The 25,401-nt window shown below is 29.0% G+C and carries 19 protein-coding genes, 1 rRNA gene and 2 pseudogenes; all 22 read right to left on the bottom strand.

What is annotated here, in order from left to right; genetic code table 11:
- Positions 1-269 precede the first annotated feature (269 nt).
- The 22 genes and pseudogenes from IEZ17_RS45995 to IEZ17_RS45890 all read right to left on the bottom strand — a co-directional run bounded on the left by IEZ17_RS45995 (position 270) and on the right by IEZ17_RS45890 (position 24,850).
- A 16S ribosomal RNA gene (locus IEZ17_RS45995) occupies positions 270-1,926 on the bottom strand.
- Positions 1,927-2,564: 638 nt separating this feature from the next.
- Positions 2,565-2,984 carry a cytochrome c oxidase subunit II gene (locus tag IEZ17_RS45990; RefSeq protein WP_189306148.1) on the bottom strand — a complete coding sequence of 140 codons (420 nt, stop codon included), beginning with the start codon at positions 2,982-2,984 and terminating at the stop codon, positions 2,565-2,567.
- Between the two features lie 409 nt (positions 2,985-3,393).
- A complete protein-coding gene (locus IEZ17_RS45985) occupies positions 3,394-4,209 on the bottom strand; it encodes an LAGLIDADG endonuclease (protein ID WP_268249863.1) in 816 nt (271 codons plus the stop codon).
- Between the two features lie 17 nt (positions 4,210-4,226).
- The gene (locus IEZ17_RS45980) at positions 4,227-4,628 is read right to left on the bottom strand and encodes a cytochrome c oxidase subunit II transmembrane domain-containing protein (RefSeq protein ID WP_189306144.1); all 402 of its coding nucleotides are present in this window, start codon (positions 4,626-4,628) and stop codon (positions 4,227-4,229) included.
- Positions 4,629-5,463: 835 nt separating this feature from the next.
- Entirely contained in the window at positions 5,464-5,871 is a 408-nt protein-coding gene (locus IEZ17_RS45975; protein ID WP_189306143.1) for an NADH-quinone oxidoreductase subunit A, read from the bottom strand.
- Between the two features lie 2 nt (positions 5,872-5,873).
- Positions 5,874-7,721, bottom strand: a complete 1,848-nt coding sequence (locus IEZ17_RS45970) for an NADH-quinone oxidoreductase subunit N (RefSeq protein WP_189306142.1) — start codon at positions 7,719-7,721, stop codon at positions 5,874-5,876.
- 372 nt (positions 7,722-8,093) lie between these two features.
- Entirely contained in the window at positions 8,094-9,656 is a 1,563-nt protein-coding gene (locus IEZ17_RS45965) for an NADH-quinone oxidoreductase subunit M (protein WP_189306141.1), read from the bottom strand.
- A gap of 443 nt (positions 9,657-10,099) precedes the next feature.
- Positions 10,100-10,354, bottom strand: coding sequence for a hypothetical protein (locus tag IEZ17_RS45960; protein WP_189306140.1), 255 nt, complete (start codon positions 10,352-10,354; stop codon positions 10,100-10,102).
- A gap of 93 nt (positions 10,355-10,447) precedes the next feature.
- Positions 10,448-10,672 (bottom strand): heme-copper oxidase family protein, encoded by a 225-nt coding sequence (locus IEZ17_RS45955; protein WP_189306139.1) that lies wholly within the window; start codon positions 10,670-10,672, stop codon positions 10,448-10,450.
- A 498-nt stretch (positions 10,673-11,170) separates the two neighbouring features.
- Positions 11,171-11,386 carry a hypothetical protein gene (locus tag IEZ17_RS45950; protein ID WP_189306138.1) on the bottom strand — a complete coding sequence of 72 codons (216 nt, stop codon included), beginning with the start codon at positions 11,384-11,386 and terminating at the stop codon, positions 11,171-11,173.
- A 9-nt stretch (positions 11,387-11,395) separates the two neighbouring features.
- Positions 11,396-12,115, bottom strand: coding sequence for a GIY-YIG nuclease family protein (locus tag IEZ17_RS45945; protein WP_189306137.1), 720 nt, complete (start codon positions 12,113-12,115; stop codon positions 11,396-11,398).
- A pseudogene (locus IEZ17_RS45940) lies at positions 12,100-12,330 on the bottom strand (cbb3-type cytochrome c oxidase subunit I); the annotation flags it as partial. The pseudogene IEZ17_RS45940 and the gene IEZ17_RS45945, both read right to left, overlap by 16 nt.
- 293 nt (positions 12,331-12,623) lie before the next feature.
- Complete coding sequence (locus IEZ17_RS45935; RefSeq protein ID WP_229852836.1) at positions 12,624-13,661, bottom strand: LAGLIDADG family homing endonuclease; 1,038 nt, start codon at positions 13,659-13,661, stop codon at positions 12,624-12,626.
- Between the two features lie 434 nt (positions 13,662-14,095).
- Positions 14,096-14,470: a hypothetical protein gene (locus tag IEZ17_RS45930; protein WP_189306132.1), complete on the bottom strand. Its 375-nt coding sequence runs from the start codon at positions 14,468-14,470 to the stop codon at positions 14,096-14,098.
- 113 nt (positions 14,471-14,583) lie between these two features.
- Positions 14,584-14,967: a hypothetical protein gene (locus tag IEZ17_RS45925; protein ID WP_506005270.1), complete on the bottom strand. Its 384-nt coding sequence runs from the start codon at positions 14,965-14,967 to the stop codon at positions 14,584-14,586.
- Positions 14,968-15,329: 362 nt separating this feature from the next.
- Entirely contained in the window at positions 15,330-16,352 is a 1,023-nt protein-coding gene (locus IEZ17_RS45920) for a hypothetical protein (RefSeq protein ID WP_189306130.1), read from the bottom strand.
- A 1,488-nt stretch (positions 16,353-17,840) separates the two neighbouring features.
- Complete coding sequence (locus tag IEZ17_RS45915; protein WP_189306128.1) at positions 17,841-18,839, bottom strand: LAGLIDADG family homing endonuclease; 999 nt, start codon at positions 18,837-18,839, stop codon at positions 17,841-17,843.
- Between the two features lie 140 nt (positions 18,840-18,979).
- On the bottom strand, positions 18,980-19,948 hold the full coding sequence (locus tag IEZ17_RS45910) for an LAGLIDADG family homing endonuclease (protein WP_268249864.1): 969 nt from the start codon (positions 19,946-19,948) through the stop codon (positions 18,980-18,982).
- A 120-nt stretch (positions 19,949-20,068) separates the two neighbouring features.
- A pseudogene (locus IEZ17_RS45905) lies at positions 20,069-20,284 on the bottom strand (cbb3-type cytochrome c oxidase subunit I); the annotation flags it as partial.
- Between the two features lie 332 nt (positions 20,285-20,616).
- Entirely contained in the window at positions 20,617-22,077 is a 1,461-nt protein-coding gene (locus IEZ17_RS45900; protein WP_189306124.1) for an LAGLIDADG family homing endonuclease, read from the bottom strand.
- Between the two features lie 63 nt (positions 22,078-22,140).
- Entirely contained in the window at positions 22,141-23,298 is a 1,158-nt protein-coding gene (locus IEZ17_RS45895) for a cbb3-type cytochrome c oxidase subunit I (protein ID WP_189306122.1), read from the bottom strand.
- Positions 23,299-23,593: 295 nt separating this feature from the next.
- Positions 23,594-24,850 (bottom strand): NUMOD1 domain-containing DNA-binding protein, encoded by a 1,257-nt coding sequence (locus IEZ17_RS45890; protein WP_189306120.1) that lies wholly within the window; start codon positions 24,848-24,850, stop codon positions 23,594-23,596.
- Between the last annotated feature and the right edge of the window lie 551 nt (positions 24,851-25,401).

The following is a 25,401-nucleotide window of genomic DNA, read 5'->3' as shown; positions in this document are numbered from 1 at the left end:
TATAATTATATTATTATAAACCTTATCCTTAGTCCTCCTTTAGCGAAAGGATAAGGAGAGGGCCAAATAATAATATCATATTAATAATATTATTTAGGGGTTATTAATGTTGCATTAAGAACACTTATTATGTATAATATTGTACTAAAACTAGGCCCACCCTTTATATTGTAATTTGTTTTAGTAATTTAAGTTTTCTGAATGTTCTATTAAGATAACCCTAATTATAGTTTTCAGCAAAGTTATATTTAATAATAAAGGGGTAGTTGGATATTAATTATTCAGGTACAGGTTCCCCTACACCTACCTTATTTCGACTTAACACGAATCAGCGCCGACCAGTCGAAACCATCCCTTTTCCCCATATTAATAAGGAAAAGGGATAACCTCTTCGGGGCCACGCACCTTTCCGCGCTTGACGAGTAGTTAGTACATCACAGATTTAATACTTCACCGTAACGTCCTGATTTACGATTACTAGCAATTCCTGCTTCATGTAGTCGAGTTGCAGACTACAATCCGAACATAGCTTTTTTTAAGGTTTAGCGCTGACTCACGTCTTAGCATCCCATTGTAAAAGCTTTTGTGGCACGTCTATAGCCCACTTCATAAAGGCCATGACGACTTGTCTTAATCCCCATTATATCCTCGTTTTCCAAGGGTCATCTTAATGCAGCAAATTTAATTTTAATTAATAAAAAAAAAAAAAAAGCAAAATTAAGAAAGAAGGGTTTCATTCGTTGACCGGAATGAACCTGACATCTCACGACACGAACTGAAGACAGCCATGCAACGCCTGTTGTATTTATCCAAATTTAATTAATGTTTATTTTTTTAATTAAATAGGCCTTTTCTTTTTACAGAAAAGGACATTCAAGAAGTGGTAAGGTTGTACGCGGATCATCGTATTAAATAACATGCTTCACTGCTGGTTTCCGTGACCGTCTAATGTTTTGGGTTTCAGCCTTGCGACAGTACTCCCCAGGTGAAGTGCTTAACATCTTCATTTCGAGACTAATTTTTACCCTACGGCATTTTATAATAGTTAAAGGCATTAAAGCCTAATTACTTATTAATAATTATTACTAATCTTAAGCACTCATCGTTTACAGCGTTGACTACAGGGGTATCTAATCCTTTTCGCTCCCAACGCCTACGTCCCTCAACGTCAGTCTTTACCTAGAACGATGCCTTCGCCTTTGGCGGTCCTACAAGTATCAATAGATTTCATCCTTACTCTTGCAATTCCTCTGTTCTTCTATAAGACTCTAGTAAATCAGTTCGATTAAACTACCTTCCCAAATAGGAGAGGTATTCGCTTAATTTACCGTTTTACGGACCCTTTAGACCCATTTAAGATCAATAACGCTTGCCTCCCACGTTTTACCGCGACTGCTGGCACGTGATTTGGTCGAGACTTGTCAAAAAGATAACGTCATTATCCTCTCTTTTTTAGGGCTTTATCCTTATTTAGTTTACACCCTTCCAGATAGCTGGTTCAACCTTGCGGTCAGTGACCAATATTCCTCACTGCTGGTTTCCCTTATGGGTAGACTTGGCTGTTGTTTCAGAGCCAATGTGGTCGATCATCCTCTCAGATACGACTACGGATCTTAGGCTAGTTAAGCAATTACCTCTCCTACTACCTCCCCGAGTAGGCTCATCCCAAAGCGAAATTATATATCTTTTAGGGTTTATCTGCACCCTCTCTATAAGGTATTTTATGCCTTTCTTTGGGCTAGTCTTCCTACTTTATACTCACCTGTACACCACTTTCAAACCATCTTCTAGTCTTATTTAAGTGTAGAAAAACAAAGCCTTCTACATAAATTTAAGAACAAAAAGGTTAGGTTTGATCGTTCGATTAGCATGTGTTAAAGCTTCTGGACAGCGTTCATTCGGAGCCAACATCAAACTCATCTTTTTTTAGAAATCTAAGATCTCTTTTTATAATCTATTTTTTTTGCTTTGCTTTTTTTTTTCAAATCGGCTACCAAATAACAAATATTGTTATAATCCTATACTTCTTATAAGAAAAACTAATATTATAGAGGGTTCCTTTTGAAGCGTACTAAGGAAATTCCTACTGAACTAATAAAATTATTATTTAATATTAGCTATAACTTAGAGACAATATAACATACTATTAAAATTTGTAAGAAATTTAAAGAAGGTCTTACTGGTTTTCTTCTTTTGCACAACAGGCAGCCTAACCTAATGACAATAATATTATATTATTTTGGACCCTACTGCTTTTTTTTTTTTTTTTTTTTTTTCTGCGCTGCGCTGCTGTAGTTATTTTTAATACTGCTAAGGTCAAATTTTAGATGAAAATAAGTTTAGGGGGGCTACAGTAGCTTTTACTATGTGCAAACAAATTTCTTACTAGCACCTTTTTATTATATGGACGGTTAAAGAGTTTAGTTTAGTGTAAAATAAATTTTAGAGCTGCGCGTCCCATTTTAATAGGGGAATTATAATTAAAAAGCTTCAGCAGGTTCTTTCAAATTTATCTTAACTAAATTATAGATAAGAAAATTTAGATCTTTAGTGCAAGTAATAAATTAAGCTTGTGAATCTAACCAGGCTAAATATTTTTCAACTGAAACAGCTTCTATAGCAATAGGCATAGCTGAGTGTAATACTCCGCAAATTTCTGAACATTGTCCATAGAATACTCCTTCTCTTTGAATTAAAACTGAAGCTTGATTTAATCTACCAGGTGTAGCATCAATTTTTAATCCTAAAGCAGGCACAGCAAAATCATGAATAACATCAGCTCCAGTCACAATAAATCTTATATGAGTATTAACTGGAACAATTACTCTTGAATCAACCTCTAATTGTCTTAATTGTCCATCAACTAAATCTTCTCCTGGTATCATATAACTATCAAATTCGATTGACTCTCCGTCATCATTTACAAAATCTGAATATTCGTATGACCAATACCATTGGTGCGTTTTCGACTGTACATTAAGCAAGAATTATTTCTTACCCACAAGTGACCCAGTCTGTTGCAATAAGCTCGGAAAAAAATAAAAGGCTTACTGACAGTCTTGTATTATAATCTGGTATTGCGTAATTATTATAATATGTTAACTGTTTTCACTCATGTCGCCAAAGAATATAATATTTCTACTATAAACTTAAAAAACCCTGTCGAGTTTTTAGAAACATAAAAATGTTTAAATTACCTTTTTACGGTAACGCTAATTTTTCTTGTAGTACGCTTTTGCAAATTAATTTTTATGTTTCACGACTATTATGTTTAATTGGTGGAGTTAAAAGAACTTGGTTATTTTTAACTGGCCTGTATATGACCGTATAAAACTACTGAAAAAGAAAGAAGGTTATTCTTAATAGAGACTTACTTGTATTTTACTAAATAAATTAAACTTTTGTTTTTAGACCTAATTTATAATACATAGAACTATTTAAATAAGGAAATATTATTTCTTTTAATTTAGATACCGAATTTTTCTTTATATAAATTGACGCGCAGCTACAAAATTTATTTTCGATGGATATTTTTTGTATTGTTACATCTAATGCAAATTTTGATCTTAAAATGTTTGCTAATAGAGTAACTTCAGCTAATGTAAATTCATTTGTTGCTATTCGAACTCCTCCGTTTGCCCATCCTCCATCATCACTAATCCACACAGCTAATGTTAATGGAGTTATTAAATATTCAATATTTAATGGAACTATCTTTTTACCATTTTTATAAAATAATTTATGAATCCAATTTAAGCTTCTAAATGTATAAGTATTAAACTCATAACCATAATGTGTTTTTGTTAAACCGTTATGGTTTAATTTTCTGGTATATTGTCTAGGTTCAAGTTTACTGCAATAGCCTCTTTCTAAAAAGAATGCATATAGATAAAATAAGTATTCTTTATGAATTGCTCCTTGACGTAAACATATTCTTGTCCCTTCACCAGTTCTAACATTACAGTATCCGTCTCCTAACATTAATCCAACTATAACTGATATTACATCACAGTTGTGTGGACCAATTCTATTTATAGATCGAACTCTTTGATGAAAATATCTTGTTAAGTTTATTTGAGTAAAATTATTAGACCAAATTTTTTTTATAGAGAAGAAACTTTTATTGAATAATATATTACTATTATTAAAAATAACATTTTTTTGACTTCTTTTTAAAGAAGTGTCTTTTATTTTATTTTTTAAACACAATTTGGGGCCACCGGTTTTTAAACCAAACCCACTGCTTTAACTGTCATTGCAGGATCTAATACATCATCCATTAAGTACAATAATTTAAAACTAGGGAATGCAATTGCAACTAATACTAAAGCTGGACTAATTGTCCAAATTAATTCGATTAAAGTACCATGATTAGAATATTTGTGTACGATTTTTGTTTGATTGCTTGAAAAAGTTTTCATTGCTGAACCCATAATCCATGCTACACCAAATAAAATTACTACTAAGTAAAACATGATTTGGTCATGCAATTCTACGATTCCTTCAAATGAGGGACTAGCTCCGTCTTGGAAGTATAATCCCCAAGGTGTAGGTGCATCAGTTAAGATTGGTGAAAATAATTTTTGTAGCTGCGCGTCACCTTTATTAATAATTAAATTTAAAAGCATTTTTTTTTTTTTATTTTTTTTTTTTTGTTATTTATTTTTGTTTTTTTTTTGCTGCATTTTTGTTAAAGCCTGAATATTATTATATACTAATTAATAGTACTGCAAAAACTTTTTTTTTGCTGCGCTGCATATTTTATATTAAATATAGTTTATATAAATATATTTTTTTAGTAGCAATAATAAAGATAGAGGCGCCCTTAGGTGGAAATATATATTATATTAATATTTGAGCTACTTTTTTTTTTTTTACATTAAGAAATATTCAGTACTAATTTGGTCTTAATGTTACATTAAGCCAAATCTATAAATGATAGACTAGCTAAACGGCAAAAAGAGTGTTCTTTTTATTAATTATAATAAAAAGATAACTAGAACAAGTCCCGGTACGGTCAAAAAGAGTGCAAAAACATTTCTTTAACGCTCTTATTATTAGTTTCTTTTTTTTTTTTAGCTGCGCGTCTTTTCGCTATTTTTTTTACTGTTTATAGAAAAAAAAGAATGCAGCAAAATAGGTTAAGGTTAGAATTAGGATAAACGAAGCCTGTCAAGGTCATAAGAACTTAAAGATGATTATCTATAAATAGGGGTAATAAATTAATTTGAAGCGCAGCCTGAAGCACAGCCTGATAAAGTCTAAAATAGACCCAAAGTCACCTTTTTTTTTCTAGACTTTAAAAGAGTTATTTGGGGCCCTCGTTTCATTATTGTCGGCTTAATCTATCATTAAGACGGACATAAAATAAGAAAAGACCGAGAGTCTCAGTCAAACGAAGACCTCTACTAAAGAGATCGACTAGCGGAGCGTAGTAGGCTTCCAGCCACTTATGCTTTTTAGTTAAATAATGTAATCGTTTTTCGAATTAGAGGCTGAATTAGAATCTGATTCTACGAGACTTATTTTTAAAGCTCCTTTACCAAATTCGAAAACAAATCCTAAAGTTAGGATTAAAATAAAGATAACAACCATCCAAAGCCCATAAGCTTCATTATTATAGGCTGAAACTGCATAAGGAAAAATTAAAATAATTTCAAGATCAAATAATAAGAATAGTATACCGACTAAATAGAAAGCTACACTAAATCTTGATCTAGTTTGACTAAAAGCACTAAAACCACATTCAAAACTTTGAATTTTTTGATTGTCCGGATTATGAACGGCTAATAGTAAATTTAAAACTAATAATAAAGCTCCTAAAATAGGAACAAGAATAAATAAAACGGATAAAGTATTAATTGTTGCCATAACTATAGGTAGAATAAACTTAATGCCATAATATGTGCACTGTTTAATATTAAAGTAGGTTTCAATACAAAGAATAAAGTTAAAACAGTTAAAATTGATATTGAAAAACTTAAACTGTTAGATAATTGTGTATTTTCATTAATGTCCAAAGGTAAGCCTGTAGATGCATTTATTGATAATAATTTATCTGATTCGGCAACAAGCTTTTTATTTGATGCAACTTTTTTTAATTCAACCTTGTCATTAATTTTTTCTAAACTCGAATCAAATACCATAACTTTTATAACTCTTAAATAATAGGCAGCACTAATTACACTAGTAATAATACCAACTAATGCTAAAAAAATAAAACCATTTTTTACTGCTGATAATAATACTGCTTGTTTAGCAAAAAACCCTACTAATGGTGGTATACCTGCCATAGAAAATAAAATAATAGCCAAAGATAAAGCCAATAAAGGAGAAGGTTCTAAAGCATTAAATTGTCCTCTTAATTGTGCAATGAATTGTATAGGCGAATACTCTCTTTCTGCATTATGATCTTCTTCTTGATATGAAAAGACACCATCTGCTTCTGCCAAATTATTTTTTTTTGATAAAGATAGAGATAAGGTACCAAATGCAATTAAAACAAAAAAGGCATTAGCACTAGTTAAACTATATTGAATTAAATAGAAGATAAATGATTCAATTGAATCTTCAGTATTAATTGCTATAGCTAATAGTAAAAATCCTACATGCGAAATAGTACTATAAGCTAATAATCGTTTAATTCTAGATTGAGCTAATCCAACTATAGTTCCAACTAATAAAGAAAGAAACGAGGCAATTAACATTAGATTTACTAACGATAAAGATGGTTCTAAAAGATATAAGCTTCCTGATCCTATAACTAAATCTAATAAGAAAGTTAAAATAGAAATTTTGGCCATAATTGCTAACCAAGTTGTTACTTTTGTGGGTACTCCGTCATAAACATCTGGAGCCCAATTATGAAATGGAGCTGATGCTACTTTAAATAAAAATCCTACTGTCATTATTAATAGTCCTAAATCCGCACCGAATGGTGATCTAATTGATTGCTCTGCTGAAAAACTAAATGATGATAGTTCTATTGATTTTTCTGTTAAATTACTTAAACCAACTGATGCTTCTTGTGACATTAAAAGATATATTGATTCTAGATTAGTAACTCCTAAATACGCATAAATAATTGATGATCCTAATAAAATAAATCCTGATGATAACCCTCCTAATAGGAAATATTTTAAACCAGCAGAAGTTGCTGCTTGACTATCTCTATAAATTGTAGCTAAAACATAAAGTCCAAAACTTTGAAGTTCAATCGATAAATACATAGAAACTAGATCGTTACTTGTTATTAATAATATTCCTCCTACTACAGTAAATAAAGCAATTAGAGAATACTCTGATCTTATTGCTGGAAGGGGGTTTTGCCCTGTTCCTTTGTTATTTGATTTTTGCCCATTAGAAGTTACCATGGAACTTACAAACATTGTATTTGATAAAATCATTGCTCCTAATAAATAGATAAAACCTTCTATTACTTTAGATAATACTGTAACTTGATAGAGCCCTCCAAATACTCCTACTCCAGATCCTATAATAGATACATTTAGTGTATAAATTGATAGAATAAAAGAATAAAGTAAAATTAAAGCAGCTGCTCTGTTTATAATGATTCCATTAATTCTTTTTGCTGATATTGCTGATATAAATAATAATATAAATAATCCTGATATTAACATTGATACTTTTTTTTTGCTGCGCAGCGCTGCTTTTTTTTTTGCTGCGCTGCGCTGCTTTTTTATCTTCTTCTGCCACATCATTTATTGAACTTATAAGAAAGTAAAAAGGTTTAAGGGTTACTTTCTTATAAGTTTATAAGCTTTTTATCTATAAAAAATGCAGCGCTGCGCAGCAGTAATACTATTAGAAAGTAACCTGCAATATTATATAGAAAGCGAAGAAAATTACCTCTTCTTATTATTATAATATAATTATAGTTATATATATAATATACTTTAGTAGTAGGGGGATAAGAGGGGAATGAAATCTTCCCTTCGACGTAGTCGGTCCAGTTCTCTCTTTAATGTTTTATTAAATTAAAGATAATAATAGTTTGAGCTCAACTTTGACGCACTGTAGAAAAAAATTTTTTAATGTTAAACTATTTATAACTAATATTACTACAATATTATTTAATAAGTGAGAGTGAGTGCTTTATTCTTTGATATAAAATCCAGTTTCTCTTTTTGTCGAGACAAGAGTTCTATTTTTTTTTTAGGGGTAATAGTTTGATATAATACAGTTGAAACTGAATAATGAATAGAATCTAAAATTACGTTAGGGAAAATTCCTAAACCGAAAGCAAAAAAGATAAGAGGGAAAAGAACATAAAACTCTCTTCTAGATAAATCAGTTGTAATGGCTAAATATGGACTCCAAGCTCCTCCACAAACTCTGTTATAGAACCAAATAGAATAAGCAGCGGATAGGAATATTCCAGAAGCAGCCAATGCTGCCATAATCGGTGATCTTTCAAATGCACCAGCTAAACACAACCATTCTCCTACAAAATTAGAAGATAAGGGAACAGCTATATTACCTAATGTTGCAAGCATAAAAATTACTGAAAATAAAGGCATTTGAGTGCTTAATCCTCTATAGTAACTTAAAACTCGTGTATGATATCTTTCGTATAAACAGCCACCAGTAATTATAAATAAAGCTGGACTAATAAATCCATGAGCGATACCTAATAAAATAGAACCTTCTATACCTTGGATGTTATTAGAAAAAGCTCCCATAAGAATAATTGCAACATGTCCAATACTAGAATAAGCAATAATAACTTTCATATCTATTTGTCTTAAAGTAGTTAAACTAGCATAGATTATAGTTATAACTCCAATAGTATAAACTAACGGAGTAAAATATATTGTTGCTTCTGGTAATAATGGAATTAATATTCTTAAACTACCATATAAAGCTAATTTTAATACTACTCCAGCTAAAAGAATAGAACCACCTAAAGGAGCTTCACTATGGGCTAAAGGAAGCCATAAATGGAAAGGAACTAATGGAAATTTAATCATAAATGAAAAGAATATTGCCAACCATAGTATTTTTTGTAAATCAAAACTTAAATTAGTCGATGTTAAAATTTCTATATCTGTTGATCCAGTTAAGTAATACATAGTTAAGAAAGCTAGTAACATAGCTAATGATCCGAATAATGTATATAAAAATAAATGGAAACTAGCTCTTACTTTTTTACTTGATCCGAATAGTCCTATTAATAAGAATAAAGGTGGTAGTATACTTTCAAAAAAAATATAGAAAAGTAATATATCTTTTACTGTAAAAACTGCAATTAATAATGTTTCTAATAAAAGCATTATTATTTGATATGTTCTAACATTAGTTTTAATTGCTTTGTAATCAGCTAAAAATATTATTGGAAATAATAAACAAGTTAATAAAATAAAGAATAAAGAAATTCCATCTACACCTAATGTGAAATGGCAAAAACTTAATTCATTATATTCTGCTACAAATTGCGATTCAGCTGTATTTCTATCGAAATTTGCCCATAAAACAAGTGATACAAAGAAGTTTACAATTGAAAAGCCTAAGGCTATGTCTTTATATAAACGGGCTGATGACTCTGTTTTTTGTCCATTTGATTCTACAGACACTGGCTGGACTAATAACATAGAAAAAATTCCTATTAAAGGAATTAATAGTAATATTGTTAACATGATTTAGATTTAATAGAACGAATTTAATCGCAAAAAGCAGTGGCAAATTCCCTACTAGCAAATAGAGTGCCGGTCAAAACTTGCGGCCTTGTAGCTACAAAGAATAATATTACTATTAATATAATATAAAATACTTGAGCACTCCGAGTACCGGAAATAAAATTTTTTCACTTGCTGCAAAATTAATAAACAAAATAAAATAAACAGTTGCAAAAAGAATGCAGCAAAAAAAAATAATGCAACAGATATAATAATATTATAAATATAATTATTTAATTTGGTCTTAATCTTCGAAATCGAAGCCTGCAAACGTATTTGTATTATAATATATATTATTATATAAAACACTTTGCTGCTGTCATTCTTTTTGCTATTTTGTTTTTTTGCTTATATAGTATATATATATCACTTAGATCTAGCGTTTAAACGCGCTCCATAAATAATTATCTTTTCTTTATTAGATGCTGGCCAAAGTGATAGCCAATGGCTTTTTGCTGCGCTGCATTTTTGACCCTACTGTTTTTTTTTTTTTCATTAGAGGAAACTTTGCCAACTATATCTAAGATAATCCGCATTGTAATAGTTTCTTTAGTTTTAAAAGGAACCTCTAATCTAAGAGACTTTAATATCCCATTACTAAGTAGTAATGTTATTTTATTTCTTTTCTTTTCTTTTATTTTCTTTTCTTTTATTTTCATCTTTGATGAAAAATATGTTATTACATTTAAAAAAATAGGGGTATTTATAATTATATTATAATAATAGATTTAGTCTATCTAAAAGGGTTTAAATTAATTTGTTTGCACTGTTTCAGCGGGTAACATATTATATGCATGATGAGCTGGTGGTGATTGTAATGACCATTCTAATGAACTAGCTATATTAGCATTTAAGTTAAATTCGGCAGTTGATTCAAAAAATGCTGGAATTCTCCATGGATTATTTGAAACTGCTTTACCATTAGCTAATTGATCGTAAATTACGTAAATAAATACGGCTACAGCTACAACTGACATGATTGATCCATAACTTGCAACTAAATTCCATCCTGCAAAAGCGTCAGGATAGTCGGGTATTCTTCTAGGCATCAAATTTGTTAACATAGGGTAGTTTAAACCCTATTTCCCAATATTACTACTGGGTTCAGATTATGTCATCATTATAAATAGAAATTTTACTTCTAAATTTATAATGTTGGGCGCTCGTGTCGGGATTATTGTTGAAGAGACTCACCCGTTAATCGTTGAACTTGCTTATTACTAATCATATATAAATATAATCATTCTTCGTAATAAGATAAGCTGCAAATTGACCTTTGAGAAACTTTTTCGCAGCTTCAAAGGTTTTTCTTGCAATTCACCCAATTTTCAAATAATATTTATAATCTAATTAGATTATAAATATTATTGGGGCAATTTTTTTTGCTGCGCAGCGCTGCTTTTTTTGCTGTGCTGTTTTTTTTTAATGAAGTTTTATCCGACTAAATAATTTTCCTTTAAATCGTTTACCATTTTTTATATATTTTGATAAGGTATCTTTTCCCATTTTGCAGCAAACTGTTTAGAACAATCTACAGTTGTAAATTCACCAATAAAATAATCAGGTTCCCCTCTAGGATTATTTAAATCATCATAAACATAAACAAGTTTAGTCAATTTAGCTATCGTTGAATCTGATTTTGTTATTCCAAACATGGGATTATTAATTCCTTTTTTATCTTTTATTTGCATTTCTATAAATTATTTGGATTTAGGTTTATTATACATAGGATTTAATTCTGCTAAACGGTTTAAGCCAAACTCCGGTTTTTGCTTAAATTTGTAACCTGTTAAAACTCCAGCTGTTGGAGCTAAATTAAGAGTCTCAGAAAGAGATTCATTAAAAAGTTTATCTAAATAAATCTGTTCTCGTTTAAAGATTTCTTCTTTAGAGATAGAATAAGCAGGACCTAAATCTTCTAAAATAGCTAAAGCAAAATTATGAATTCCATAATAGTTTAAATTTAGATAAATTGGAGAATTTCTTTTTAAGAAACTTGGACTCCAATAACTTAATAATCTAGCAGAACCAGTTTGACTACTTCCAATATATGTTTTCCCGGTAATAAGATTTATCCATTGATAGATAATAGATCTTTTTCTATTCTCCTGGCCAATTAAATTTCTATAAAGATTAGGATTTTCATATGTTCTTATTGGCAGTGTTAACCACTTTGGTTTAATATGTGGACCAATTGGAAAATTATACTCTCCAACCACCTTTTTTCTTTTTCGATATTTTAAAGATACAGATAAAGGTGCAATTGAAAAAACATTTAAATCATAAAGATAAATATTTTTAAATAAAGAATTTATTAATATAAAAAATGATAGAAATAAAAAGGTTAAGCTTACAAAATTGATAAGCTTAACTAAAAAACTATTGTTTTTTGATAAAACTTTAATTAAAAAAGTTGACAAACAAAATTTTGCTGTGCTGCTTTTTTACCCTGTAATCCTAAGAAATGTAAAGGTAAGAATGTAACATTAACCCCGATAAATAAAATCCAGAAATGAATTTGTCCAGCTAACTCATTATATGATAATCCGAAGATTTTAGGTGACCAATAGTACCATCCTGCAAATAATGCAAATACAGCTCCCATTGATAATACATAATGGAAATGGGCTACAACATAGTAAGTCGATTTTTTTCTTCTTTCACAAGAAGGTTCGGACTATAACTTATCTAAAGGGTTAACTTAATAACTTTTCGATATCCACGTTTAGTCTCTACAAAGCCTTTAAATCTGTTTCTCTTTTTAAGAAATAAAGTTTTCACGGTATTGTCTTGTAAATAAGTGTTGTTTTCCGCATTAAGAAAATCTACAAGATTTCACCGTTAGCAACTTAATTTAATTAAGTTACCCCTTTATACCATAAAATATATTTTATGGTATAAAGGTTAGTGGATTGACAACATGACACTTTATTTAAACTTAGTTAGGAATAAAGCTAAACTTGTAGCTTTAGCCCCCAATAATGGATTATTAGGACTTAGACAATGGTTAACAATTTTTACTAGACTTTCCTTTTTATAAACTTCTAATAAATAAAAATCATATTTTATAGTTCTAATATTATTAGATAAATTAAAATAATTTTTTATCATATCAATCAGAAATTTATCATTTTTTTGACCAATAGAAAACGAATGATTATTTGATTGACGTAAACTAAAACATCCTTCGGCTTCTATAAATCCACTTAACCAACAATCAAAATAATTCACTGCTCTAATACTGTTTTTTTGTTGACTGTGCAGCAAAATTAACTCTTTTTGACTTTCAAATTTTTTATTTCTATTTTCTAAATACAGATTAACATCTGGATTTAAAAGGCAATATTTTAAAAATTTTAATTGTAATGTCATTCTTGTAGTTAATGGTGGATATAAATCAAATATTTTACAGATTTCAATAATATTATTTTTATTATTAACAACCCATAAAACTGCGTCTAATTCTTGTTTTTTATTTCGCACTAATTTGACTGAACCACCTATTTCTTGCGAAATTAAAGTTAACATGTCAATATTAGATTTTAATGGAGATAATTTTATAACTAATCTGTATTGTAAAGATTGCTTACGCCAATGATTTACTTGTATCGATCCATCTCCATCCATTAATCCTACCCAAAATTTTTTTAAAAAATCTACAGTCTTATTATTCTGTGAAATTAAAGCTGCTTGTAATCCATTGCTAAAATAATCGGCTAAGTTTGTTTCTCTATCATGGAATGCTACATCAATTGATGCATTCGCAAGTACTACTCCTGTTAGTCCTCCAACTGTAAATAAGAATACAAATCCTAATGCAAATAGCATTGGAGTTGTGAATCTTATTGAACCACCATAAATTGTAGCCAACCAACTAAAGATTTTAATTCCTGTTGGTACAGCAATAATCATTGTTGCTGCTGTAAAGTAGGCTCGAGTATCAACATCTAATCCTACACTATACATATGGTGCAAAAAAGTTTATCTAATTATATTAAGATAAATCGGACTATCTCTTAATCTTTTTTTTTTTTAAGCTGATATAGCTCCTGTTTTATTTGTTAAACTATCTAAAATATTTATCTTTTTTTTTATTTGTGTAATATAATTTATACCAATTACAGTTAAATGTTCTTTATTTGTAATAATATCATTAACTTTTAACCAATTTAAATAAGATTTAGATTTTTTTGTTTTTAAATTATAACTATCGAAATAATTTATTGCAGCACAATTAAAACAGATTTGAATGAATCGTTTTGATATCTATAAACATTTTTAGTACCAGATCGTAAATTAACTCTTCCAAATCAAAAAAGGGTTTTAATTTGAGTTAAAACATCAAAGCCGTTTTTTTGATCTAAGATAAATCTTAAAACAACTCTGTAAGTTGTTTTGCTTTAAACTCTTTTGGTAATATTAACATTAAAACAACGGGCGAAGCCACCATCCGTAAACCCTGATAGCCAACTATCATTTAAACTAAATGAACTAACTTCATTATTAATAATTAAATTGCGTTTAGAACAATAAGAGGCTTTTACAGATTTAGATTTATTTAAAATTTCTATCCCTAAAGCTAATTGATTTATTCGATGATTTAACATTAAATTACCGTTAAAAATTAAAGTTAATAATAATATCTCATTAATATTTGTAACAATATAACGATGATATCCTGTATTTGTGCAAGTTTGTGGAAAGAATACTATTTTACCAAAACCTAATGTTTTTTGTATATGGTTAAGCACATTTCCTTCTTTTGGAGTTAACACAAACCTGGGTTTATTATTATAAGCTAATATTGCTCCATCTCCTTCTTAAAATCCTATAAACCAAGTTAACCAGTTAGCATCTAAAAATTTATTAGATCTGCTTTGTTGCAGATCTAAGCTAATAGTATCATTGTACAATTCAAGGGGCAAAATTTATCAAACTTTTTACTGCTACTGCAGAAAGATTTTTCGCATATAGTCTCTGAAGAGCTCGCACTATTTAGTCTTTTGACTAAATTAGGAAAACGATTTCTGGCGGATTGAGTATAGCTAACTGAATTTTTACTATAAAAAGTACCAGAAAGCACTAAACTGTTCCCGCATACAGCGAAATTTATTACTTCTATTTCACAATAGAAGAGAGCCACCAATTGACTCCAAACTACAAATCCTAAAACTCCAATAGACATCATAGCATATACCATTCCTAAATAACCAAAAATTGGTTTTCCAGAGAATGCTGAAATTGTGTGACTAACCATTCCAAATCCTGGAATTATTAAAATATAGCATTAAAATTGTTATCTTTAAATAACAATTTGGACTTGCTCTTTCTTAAAAAAAAAAAAAATAGCACCGTGACCTCCAAAAAAATAGCACGCGCAGCTAAAAATACAATGCAGTAGGGTCCAAAATAAGGAACAAGAGCGTATGCTAACACAAGAGCAAGTTAGCTCATCTGTTTTATACAAATATGCTATATTAACACCGTTTATCATACTAGTAAAAGAGAATATCTTTTTTTTATATAACAATACTAAGCTTTATAAACATAATTCTTCCACCCTTCCTTAATAGGGGTATTAATAGAAGTTCTAAATTTGCACCAAGTTAAAAACAGACAGCGAACCTTCCTTTTTTAGTAAAAAGAAGAACATAAGTATAACCCAACAAATAACCAAACAAAAGACATAAATAGCATAAATTTTAACATTCTCGTAAAATTAGCAAGAACATTATCTTCGCTTGCTAATTCATTTAAATATTTTAATGAATTAACTATCAAAATAAATTTATATTTACTATCGTCAAATTTACCATAACTTTGCACAATAATAATTAGAATTATGTTATATAAAAGATTCAATGTTAGGCAAATGAAACCTAAGGCTGGTATAAATACTATAATGGCAAATCCATAATTTGTTATAAAATCATTGAAAGACAATATTTGAGTTTGGCTTAAAAATAATAATAATGGAGAGCTATGTTTTTGGTTAAATTTTAAGTCTTCATTTACATTTTTCTTTGAGATAAGATCCATAATAGATCTTTTACTTGTTGAATCCTGATTTCTAGCATGTAATAAAGAAAAAATACCTAATCCTGATAACGTCATTGCCATATGATAATGTCTAGAGGCTACGCCCCCCCGGTTAATTGTTCTAATATTAGCAGGTATAGTTGTTGTTGTTGTAACTGTACCACGAGTCCAATGACTTACAGTGTACCATGGATAACTAGTAACACTAATTGTAGTTCTCGCTGGAGCCATCATTCTAAGCCAACGTGCATGACCAGACATATATCCTGAATGTAATCTACGCCAAGTGAATGGTAAAGTAAATAATAAACCTAAGATGGGTAAAGTTGAAGCAGGTAATGAGCCGATCACATTGCTAGCTGTTTCTAAAATAGTGCTGCTAGTATCATTTAAACCTACAATAGAATCCGTTGAATTGTTCACAATTGGATTTTCACTAGTCGCGTTCTGTGTACTAGTCATATTATCACCGGCGCTCTCCGCTTGTTTTGCTAGTCTCATTTTTAAATCATGTTCTGCGAAAATGCTTCTTTGCTCTTCTAATCGCTCTAAAGCCTCTGATCTAGTTTCATCATCAAATGATGAATTAAATTCAAAATCTGGAACATTATTTGACAATAAATTTGAATTATTTTCACCTAAAACGTTAGTTGTAGTTTCTATTCCTATTATTACTGGACTACTTTTTAACAGCTTTTTATTACTACTACAAATAGTAGAAACTTCAAATAGTGCAAAATTAAACCAAGTTACCGCTATGCAATAGAGATAGCATCAATATTGTTATCTTTAAATAACAATTTGGACTTTCTCTTTCTTAAAAAAAAAAAAAATAGTAGGGTCAAAAATAAATAGCAATGCAATGTAGTAGGGTCCAAAATTACGTACCGTACTGTACTGTACTGTACTGTACTGTACTGTACTGTACTGTATTTTTTGTTCTATTGCCCCCTTATTTATTTTTTATAAAATATTTAAACTGCTAAATTAAAGTCTATGATAGAATTTAATTTTATTTCCTTATTTAAATTCTTTTTACAGGTTACCCTGTAATCTTTCCTTTTTTCTTTTTGCTATTTATTTTTTTTTGTTTTTTTTTTTTTTTTTTTTCTTTTTTTTTTTTGAAGAGTCCGCATAAAGTCTCTGAGGATCCTACTAATTTAACTTTTGAAGATGAGTAAATTTAAGTTAAATGTTGGTTTCCTGCTGATTGTCCAATCCGTTATGTTCTCACTCTCTACTAATTTTGCAAAGAAAGAAGAAAGAAAGAAAGAAATTATTTAATTAATAAATAGTTCATTTTTTGATTTTCTTTCTTTTATTAGAATTAGTCCAATATATTATAGTATATAATCTATGCAGTAATAACGGCTCTAAGGAGGTTCCAGCATATAGCGGACTTAAGAGGCCTATCTTAAATCGTTATTGAATAATACGAAATATTAGTGACAACCTCTGGGTGACCAAAGAACCCAATTCTCTAAATTCTAAATTCTTTATTTTTCTTTTTAGAATTCAACTACTATTTCGCGGTAAAAATAACGTCCCAAAAGTTGGACTACTTAATTTAGTTATTTCATCCTAAATAGCCTTGTGCTTAACATTTATTTAACCTTTAAAGTAGATTTTAATTTATTTTAATGTTAAGAGAGAATCCGACTGTACATTAAGCACCATTTCAGGTACCCACAAGTGACCCAGTCTGTAGCGATTGCTTAACAACCGACGGTCTTGTTCCGAATGAATTTTAACCGTTTTCACTTGCATTGCCAGATAATTAACAAATAAAATAAAAGATATTTTAGCTGTACAAAGAAAGTTAATTATCCCTAGCCCCTGTCAGGGTTAGTTAAACTTATTTCAGATAAATTTCGCTAAGAGTTAACTTTATCTGTAAGTTTAAGACTAGATTTAGGTAAGAAAATATCTTTTAATTTTAAAAGTCTTTTATTTGGATAAATCCTATATTATGTCTAATTATATTTATTATGACATCTATCTGCTTTTAAAATGTTATTGATTGTTTGCCAAGCTTTTAGCAACTAATCTTTTTATCTTACGATAAAACCTAAACCTTTTTTCCAATATATTTTTGCTACTTTTTGTTTAAATGGCCCATTGATTATTTACTGTTTTTGCTAAAATTATCAACCCAGGTCTTAACTGCAAGTTTAAATGTTGTTTATTTTTAATTCTACAGTGCAAATCTTTCCACAGAACATAACTTTTTAATTTCTTAGTTCGTAATGGAAATTTATCAAAATAGTTAAATAATATTTCAGTATTTGCTAATCCTGTAACTCTATAATACCAACACTGTTCTTGACTGTGTTTATAAGTTTTACCTACTCCAAATAATTTGGCTAATAAATCAAATAATATAATATTACAAGCACCTTTTTGAGCTATATCATAATATATTTTATAATTATTAGAGCTAACCGATGAAAATGATACACCAAAACAAGATTCAGCATCACTAAATCCACATAACCAACCATTTTGTAAACTTATTTGACATAAGTTATCTTTAAAAACAATAGGCTTATATGTAATTCGACCTTTAGAAATATGTCTATTTAAAGCAGACAAAAAAAGTTTAAAACTTTCTCTTTTTGCACTAGTTATAATATTACCATTAAAAAGTAAAGCTAACAAATACAAACCTTTTTTATCTTGTACTACATATCTACTCGTTATATTTGATTGTTTAATTACCTTTCCAAATCCTAATACATTTTGAATTAAATTTAAAATATGAATATCGCGAGTATCTTGTGTAATAACAAATGATATATCTCCTCTTTTAGCTCTAATAAATGATCCATCTCCTTCACTAAAACCTAGAAACCAATCTAAAAATTCATTGTCGATAGGATAATTTAAAGCGCAGCTTTTATTTGAAGCTTTGGTCAAATTTAATTGCTCTTTTTCATCTGTGCAAATTAGTTTCTCATAATTTTGTATAAACAGGTTATAATTAAATAAACATGGCATTAAACTTAAATTAATATTTTTATAGAAAAGATGTTGGTATAATAATGGATCACCTCCACCTGCTGGCTCATAGAAACTAGTATTAAAGTTTCTATCTGTTAATAACATTGTAATTCCCTTAATTGTTGCTTTACTGGACTAGGTCCCATGATGATTTTAACATCTCAATTTTGTAGCTGCGCGCAGCTGCGCGTACTATATAAAAAGGGTAAAGCTGCTCGTATTCACATACGAGATCGGACACGATCTTATTTATTTAATTTATAAAACTCTTGTAAATGATCCCAAACAAACAAACTACGACTCTCATTCATATTAGCTTTTAGGTTTAATATTTCAAAATTTATCATTTTATCTTTTAAATGATCTCCTTTTTTAAAAATATTAAAAGCTTTTTGCCAATCACATGCATCAAGATATTTACTACCAAATAATGGAAAATTAATTAGATAATTTTCTAATATTAAATTTCCTTTAACACTAGTTGTTCTAACTTTGTATTCAGGTGTTTTTGATGTCATTCTTGTAGCTTTAACTTTACATAATAAAAATAATGCTATCTCGTTTAAAAAATCATAGTTATCTAAATTGTTATGATCTTTTTGTCGTTGAGATATTTCTAATTTACATTCTACTCTTGGATATTTACCTGTTTCGGTTGTTCGTAAAGCAAAATGTCCATCAGCTTCTATAAAACCAGCTAGCCAACTATTATTTATTAATAATTCATTATTTAAAGGATTTAAATCTAAACATAGATATTCATATCTAGAATTTAGCCATTTGATTAATTTATTTAAAGAAACTATTTTTGGTGTTCTCATTTTCCCATTAATCAATTTAACTATTAATAATAAACCTGAAATATTATTAATAGTTAATATATAGGCATTAACTCCCTTTTTTCTAGATAAAGAACCATGTCCTAGCTCTTTTTGAATTAACAGTGCTAATGGTAAATCTTTTAAATGAAATACTATCTGTATAGATGGATAGTTTAATCTTCCTTTTTCTGATCTAATTGAATCAGGGACTATTATAGTACCATCACCTTCAATTAGTCCAGTTAAGTAATAAGAAAAATTGTTTGAACTAGAGTCGGCATATTTTTTATTGTTTATTAGCTTTAAGCTCTTTTGATCTAAAAATCGTTTGTCTAATATTTCTGTCGATTGTGATATAATTACTGGACTAATATAAAAAATAAATTCTGGCATAGAGTCTCTGAGGATGCCAAATTGATTCAAATCAATAAGGTTTCCTGCTGATTGTCTTATTATATTAAATAAGAGTTCCCAGCATATGGCCAAATTTAGAGCCGGCAGAATTAGAGGTTTACCGGCTAGTACAGGTAATGATAATAATAGTAATACTGCTGTTACTAAAATAGCCCAAACGAATAAAGGCATTTTATGTAATGTCATTCCTGGAGCTCTCATATTTAAAATTGTTGTAATGAAATTCATAGCTCCAAGCATACTTGAAATTCCAGCTAAATGAAGACTGAAGATAGCTAAATCTACAGCTCCTCCACTGTGACTTTGAATTGATGATAATGGCGGGTAACATTATGTTGATACGTTCATTTCTACCATTTACTCTTAAGGTTCCCTCTGCACTAAATTTATTTATTTTTTATATCTAGTTTTATTCCTAGCATATAAGAATTATATAAACCATATTTTATATGAAAGCTCAAAAAGAAAGGCGTAAATAGTGAAAGTATGCGTATACGCTATAGTTCTCACTATAGATCGGACTATACCTTTATCTAGCTTAAGTCAGTTTTGACCTATTCTTTTCTTAATGGATTGAGTCTTAATCTTTAGATTAAGCTCCATAAGTTATATTATATTATACAATATAATACATTATTACCTTTTTATTAAGAAAAGTTATCTTCTTCTTCTTCTTCTTTAAATCTAAACTTGTGCATAACTCGTGTATTTTGACGAATAGCTTGTAATCTAGCATAATTTCCCTTGTGTTTTAAGTAAGTTCTAGCCCATATTCTATATTCAACTGATTTCATACCCTTCATACTGCTGTCAAAATACCTTATTATATTTTCAATAGCCCTTGAGTTAGTAGTATCAAGCATATAACAATTATGTTTTATTTTATAAACTACTTTAGTTTTTATATGTAAAATTATTCGAATGGCTTCTAAGCAAATAGGATCTAGTTTTTTACTAATTCCAAAACCATGAACTATACGACTTTGAGTAGAAAAAGCACAGGCCGAAGCTTTAGATGTTTTTTCAGCGCCCTCTTTAAGTGCAATCTCTTTTTTTTCTGATGAAGAAATGATGCTTTTTGATTTATTTACAAGATAAAAACTCCCTTGTGCTTCTACAAAACCTATTAACCAAGCTTTACTCATTATACTAGTAACCAAACTACTATTTAAATCTTCTTTAAAGGTCACTTTCCCTTTCCAACCGGCAGATAGATAATTAATTGAAGGGATCTCCTGATTCTTTAACCTTTCTAATTCTAAAATTTTTTCTTCTTTAGTTAGCTTAGAATTATCTAGAATTAAAACAGCTTGTTTGAATTTTTCATAATTGAATGCTTTACTTGTTAGTAATGGATATTTATCAAATATCGGTAAGATAACTTTTTTTAGAGTTTCCAAGTCTCGAATTATGAAAGAAGCATTATTTGTATTTTTTTCTACTGTTACCGTACCACAATTAAGATTTTTTTTTATATAATACAATACTCTTAGATTATATTTATTTTGGCTTACTTTAAAGGTTAAATTAGATTTAAATGAACTAACAGAACTATATATTGCAAAAGTACCATCTCCATCGGTCATACCAGCTAACCACTGTTTAAAAAACTCATCTGAAGATGAATTAGTGCTCTTTTTATTTTTAGGAGCAACAATATAAGGATGGTGGCCAAAGGCAACTATAGTTGCCTTTTTACAAATAATATTATCAGCAGTAACATTATTCTGTAGAGTTTTACCAAAAATAGCTGATACTGGTGTTGTTCTGTCTGTTAATTCTTCGTTATTTTTACGGTCACATAAGTTTAGATTTGAAACAGTTAAAGATAAAAAGCTCGAATGTTCCACGTTAAGTCTCTGATGTTGCGATATAATTAAGTTGCAACAGGCATATTGTCCCCTTGTAATAAACATTATTACATTAATAATTAAACCCGTTAAAAGGTTTGCTTTTTTATTATTGTAGTTTATTCCGAATTGAGGAGTTTCACGCATCGAGTGGAATTTTTTTATTTTTACTATTCTTAATATAAGATTAAGAAGAGAAGGATTAATGGACTGCTTACCCTTTAATTTAATCAACAAAAAAAGTAAACCTTGCCACATATTATTCATTATAAGATATAAAAAAAAAAAACTTTTAATATTAAGTAGTCTAAACATATTCAACTATTTTAGTATAACAGGTAGTACTGCTATTAATGAAAACACAAGCATTAGTTGATTTACAATAATAAATAGGTAAATAACTAATGCATGTTTATTAAATCTATTATATATTCTAATAGCAATAAATCTAATAAATTTATTGCTAATAGAATCTAATGATAATTTGTTATTATTCACACAATATACTAGTATTAGACAAATAGCACAATAAATTGTAACGTTTGTATTACATCTCATACTAAAAACAAGAAGATCCAGAGAATCTAGTTCCGCAATTTCTAAAGAAAACCCTCCACCGTCTACTAAATTATTTTTTTTTATAGCTGAAGATGTCAATTGTGCTTTTAGCTGAGAGGCGTTAACCGCCTTTTTATATGCTAGATAAGAAGAGCCAGCAGCTATAAAACTAGTCATACCGATTCCAATATAGCCAGGAAGTTTGACTGCTGCTCCCAGTTTCATCATTTCTATCGATATATTACTAATAGCTTTAACACAACCAATTGTGACTAGACTTGTTCCGCCAATATGCACAGTGCTAGATACGAGATTTTTTACAGTTGCAACTTTTAGTTCTGTTGTTACTTTGATAGTTTCTTCATCGTCTAATAGTATTAAATTACTGCGAAAGTAAATTAAAACAACAAGACTAATTAGGATAAAAATATGCTGCAAAAATAGTATTCTCGAACCGTATAAACAAATAATTAGCATAGACAGTGTTGTTACAAAAACAATACCACTAAAACATAAAACAACGATCAGGTAATTACCCAGAAGTAAAACTGATTCGTTAGTAAATAAACTGTTGTCTATGTTTAAGTTTAAAGCGCTAAAGTATGTATAGATGAACATATTAATAATTATTAATAAAATTATTTTTTCTCTCTTTTTATGTATTGGTAAATATACTATAGTTGTTAATAGATTTATTATTCCTAATACAGTAAATAATGAAGTTATACTTACGATGATTAATGCATAAACAGTCCAACCTGTACCAGCACCACCTTCTAATAAGGATGATGATAGTAATAATATTAATGACGGTGGTAATAACCAGAAACTAATATTATTTAATCTGGGAAATGCCATATCGACTGCCCCTATCATTAAAGGTACAAGCCAGTTCCCAAATCCACCAACCATTGCAGGCATACGATTTACGTTTGTTGATTAAAACAAACCTGGACTCTATCTTTATCCTTTAAAGCTTAACTTCTAATTAAGAAGCGAAGCCTAGGATATTTCACGTATAGTCTCTGAGGATCCTTTGATATTTAAACAAAGTTTCCTGCTGATTGTCCAATATTTATAAACTGTTACTGTTTTCCTAAACTAAATATATTATATTTTGCTAAAGGACCTAGTGTTAAAATCTCTAAGGAGTTTCCAGCAAATAGTGAAAAAGAAGTAATATATTACTATATTACCCGGCTATGCCATATTAAAATTAGATTAATATAAATTTCCATCTTTTACGATATAATTTATTATTACTAATATTTTCTTTATTTAAATTTATATAATTACGAATTGTTTGTCTATCACCTTTTAAATGTTTGGCTAGATCATTTAATGAATTAAACTCTTTAGTTAATTTATCATCCAGGATATTTATTGCTTTGATTCGTTGAGCTTTAGGTTGTATAGAAACATAATTATTTCTTTTTATCTGCACTAAATTTACAAGCTGCGCCTCTTCTTTAATACAGAGGCGCAGCTGTGATTTGTTATCATCTAGATTTATTTTTTCTTCTATTATATCTAATGATATAAAGAAAGAATTTAAATATAATTTTCCTAATGATAAACAATCATCTAATGTTTTATGATGTATTTTTATTAGATTATACATTTCAGTTTTACTTGCAAAAATATATAATAAATCTAAATTATCTTTATCATAAAAAAATATAGGAGTTCCTAGCGGAGCGTAGTTGCCTCCGGCTACTCGTATTTCTCTTAATTTGTTTCTCATTTCAATTGACATGGGATAATGATAGCCTGTCCCTTGGGCTATTCTATCAACGTTTAATGTTGAATTAAGATTATCTATAAAATATTGTTCTAATAAAATTACTTCATCAACAGTTGATGAATCTTTTAAGATTAAAAGACGGAGATTAATTTCACTAAAACCATGATAATTTAAAAATTTTAAAACTTTTCTATTTGCCGTTTTTAAAATAGAAGGCATAAAGTAAGATGAAACTCTATTATATAAATTAATGGAATGACCTACATAAATATCATTAGTTGAAACGGATTCCCAAATATATACACCTTTTTTTTTTTTAGCTGCTTCTTTAATTTTTGTTCTATTATTTATTGGGTCTTCAATGAAAATCTCAATAAATTTAGGAAGAGCTCTAATATTAGGTTCAAACCTATTAGAATCAAAATTAGTTGAAGAGGTTGAGCTCTTAGAATTTGCCGCAATGCTAACTATATTTTTTTTAAATAAAATGAAATTAGAATTAAAATCTGATTTTGCAATAACCATGAAAAAGATCATAAGGAATGCGTGCGCTGTTACAATTACATTATATAATTGATTGTCTCCTTGTAAGTATTGAGCTCCAGGAGACGCTAGTTCAAGTCTAATTAAAACTGAAAATGCAGTTCCAATCATTCCTGAAAATAAACCAAACATAAGGTATAACATACCTATATCTTTAGCATTAGTTGAAAATAACCATCTGGACATAATTTTTTTTTTTTTTTTTTTTTTTTTTTTTTTTTCTCTGTTTGTTACCTTTTTTTTATAAAATTTTTTTATCTTTCTTATATGGAATAAAGAGATGAAGAAACAAAAAGAACAGCACTATTTGAGGGTAATCTGTAAAGAAAATTTAGAGGCCTCTTTATTGCAAAAGTTCCCTCACCAAATTAATTAAAAGAGGAGAGCTTGCAAGGTTTCCCTTTAATAATTGATATCTAGATTTAAATAAGCCGGATTATGTTTTATTTGCTAATTACACTTATTATAGTAGAACAAATCTCTTTCTGTAAATAGAAATTCCTTTTACCGCCGTAGCCGACCCGCCCTTTTTTTTTTTTGACTAACCATAGGATTTTAAGTTCGCCATTTATTCTATTCATATAATCTGTTAAAGGCATTACTATGTCTGCCTTTATAAAAGCTATAAATATAATAATAGATTATTTTCTTTTAAGTTCCCTTGTTCTTACAAGATATGAAAGATATTATGGTTAATAAGTCCCGGACTTTCCTTTTATATATTAGCAATATAAATC

It is taken from the genome of Streptomyces albospinus, from assembly GCF_014648695.1.
Lineage (GTDB): Bacteria > Actinomycetota > Actinomycetes > Streptomycetales > Streptomycetaceae > Streptomyces > Streptomyces albospinus.
Note: the sequence above shows the minus strand (reverse complement) of the source record. Positions and strands in the feature narration are given on the sequence as shown.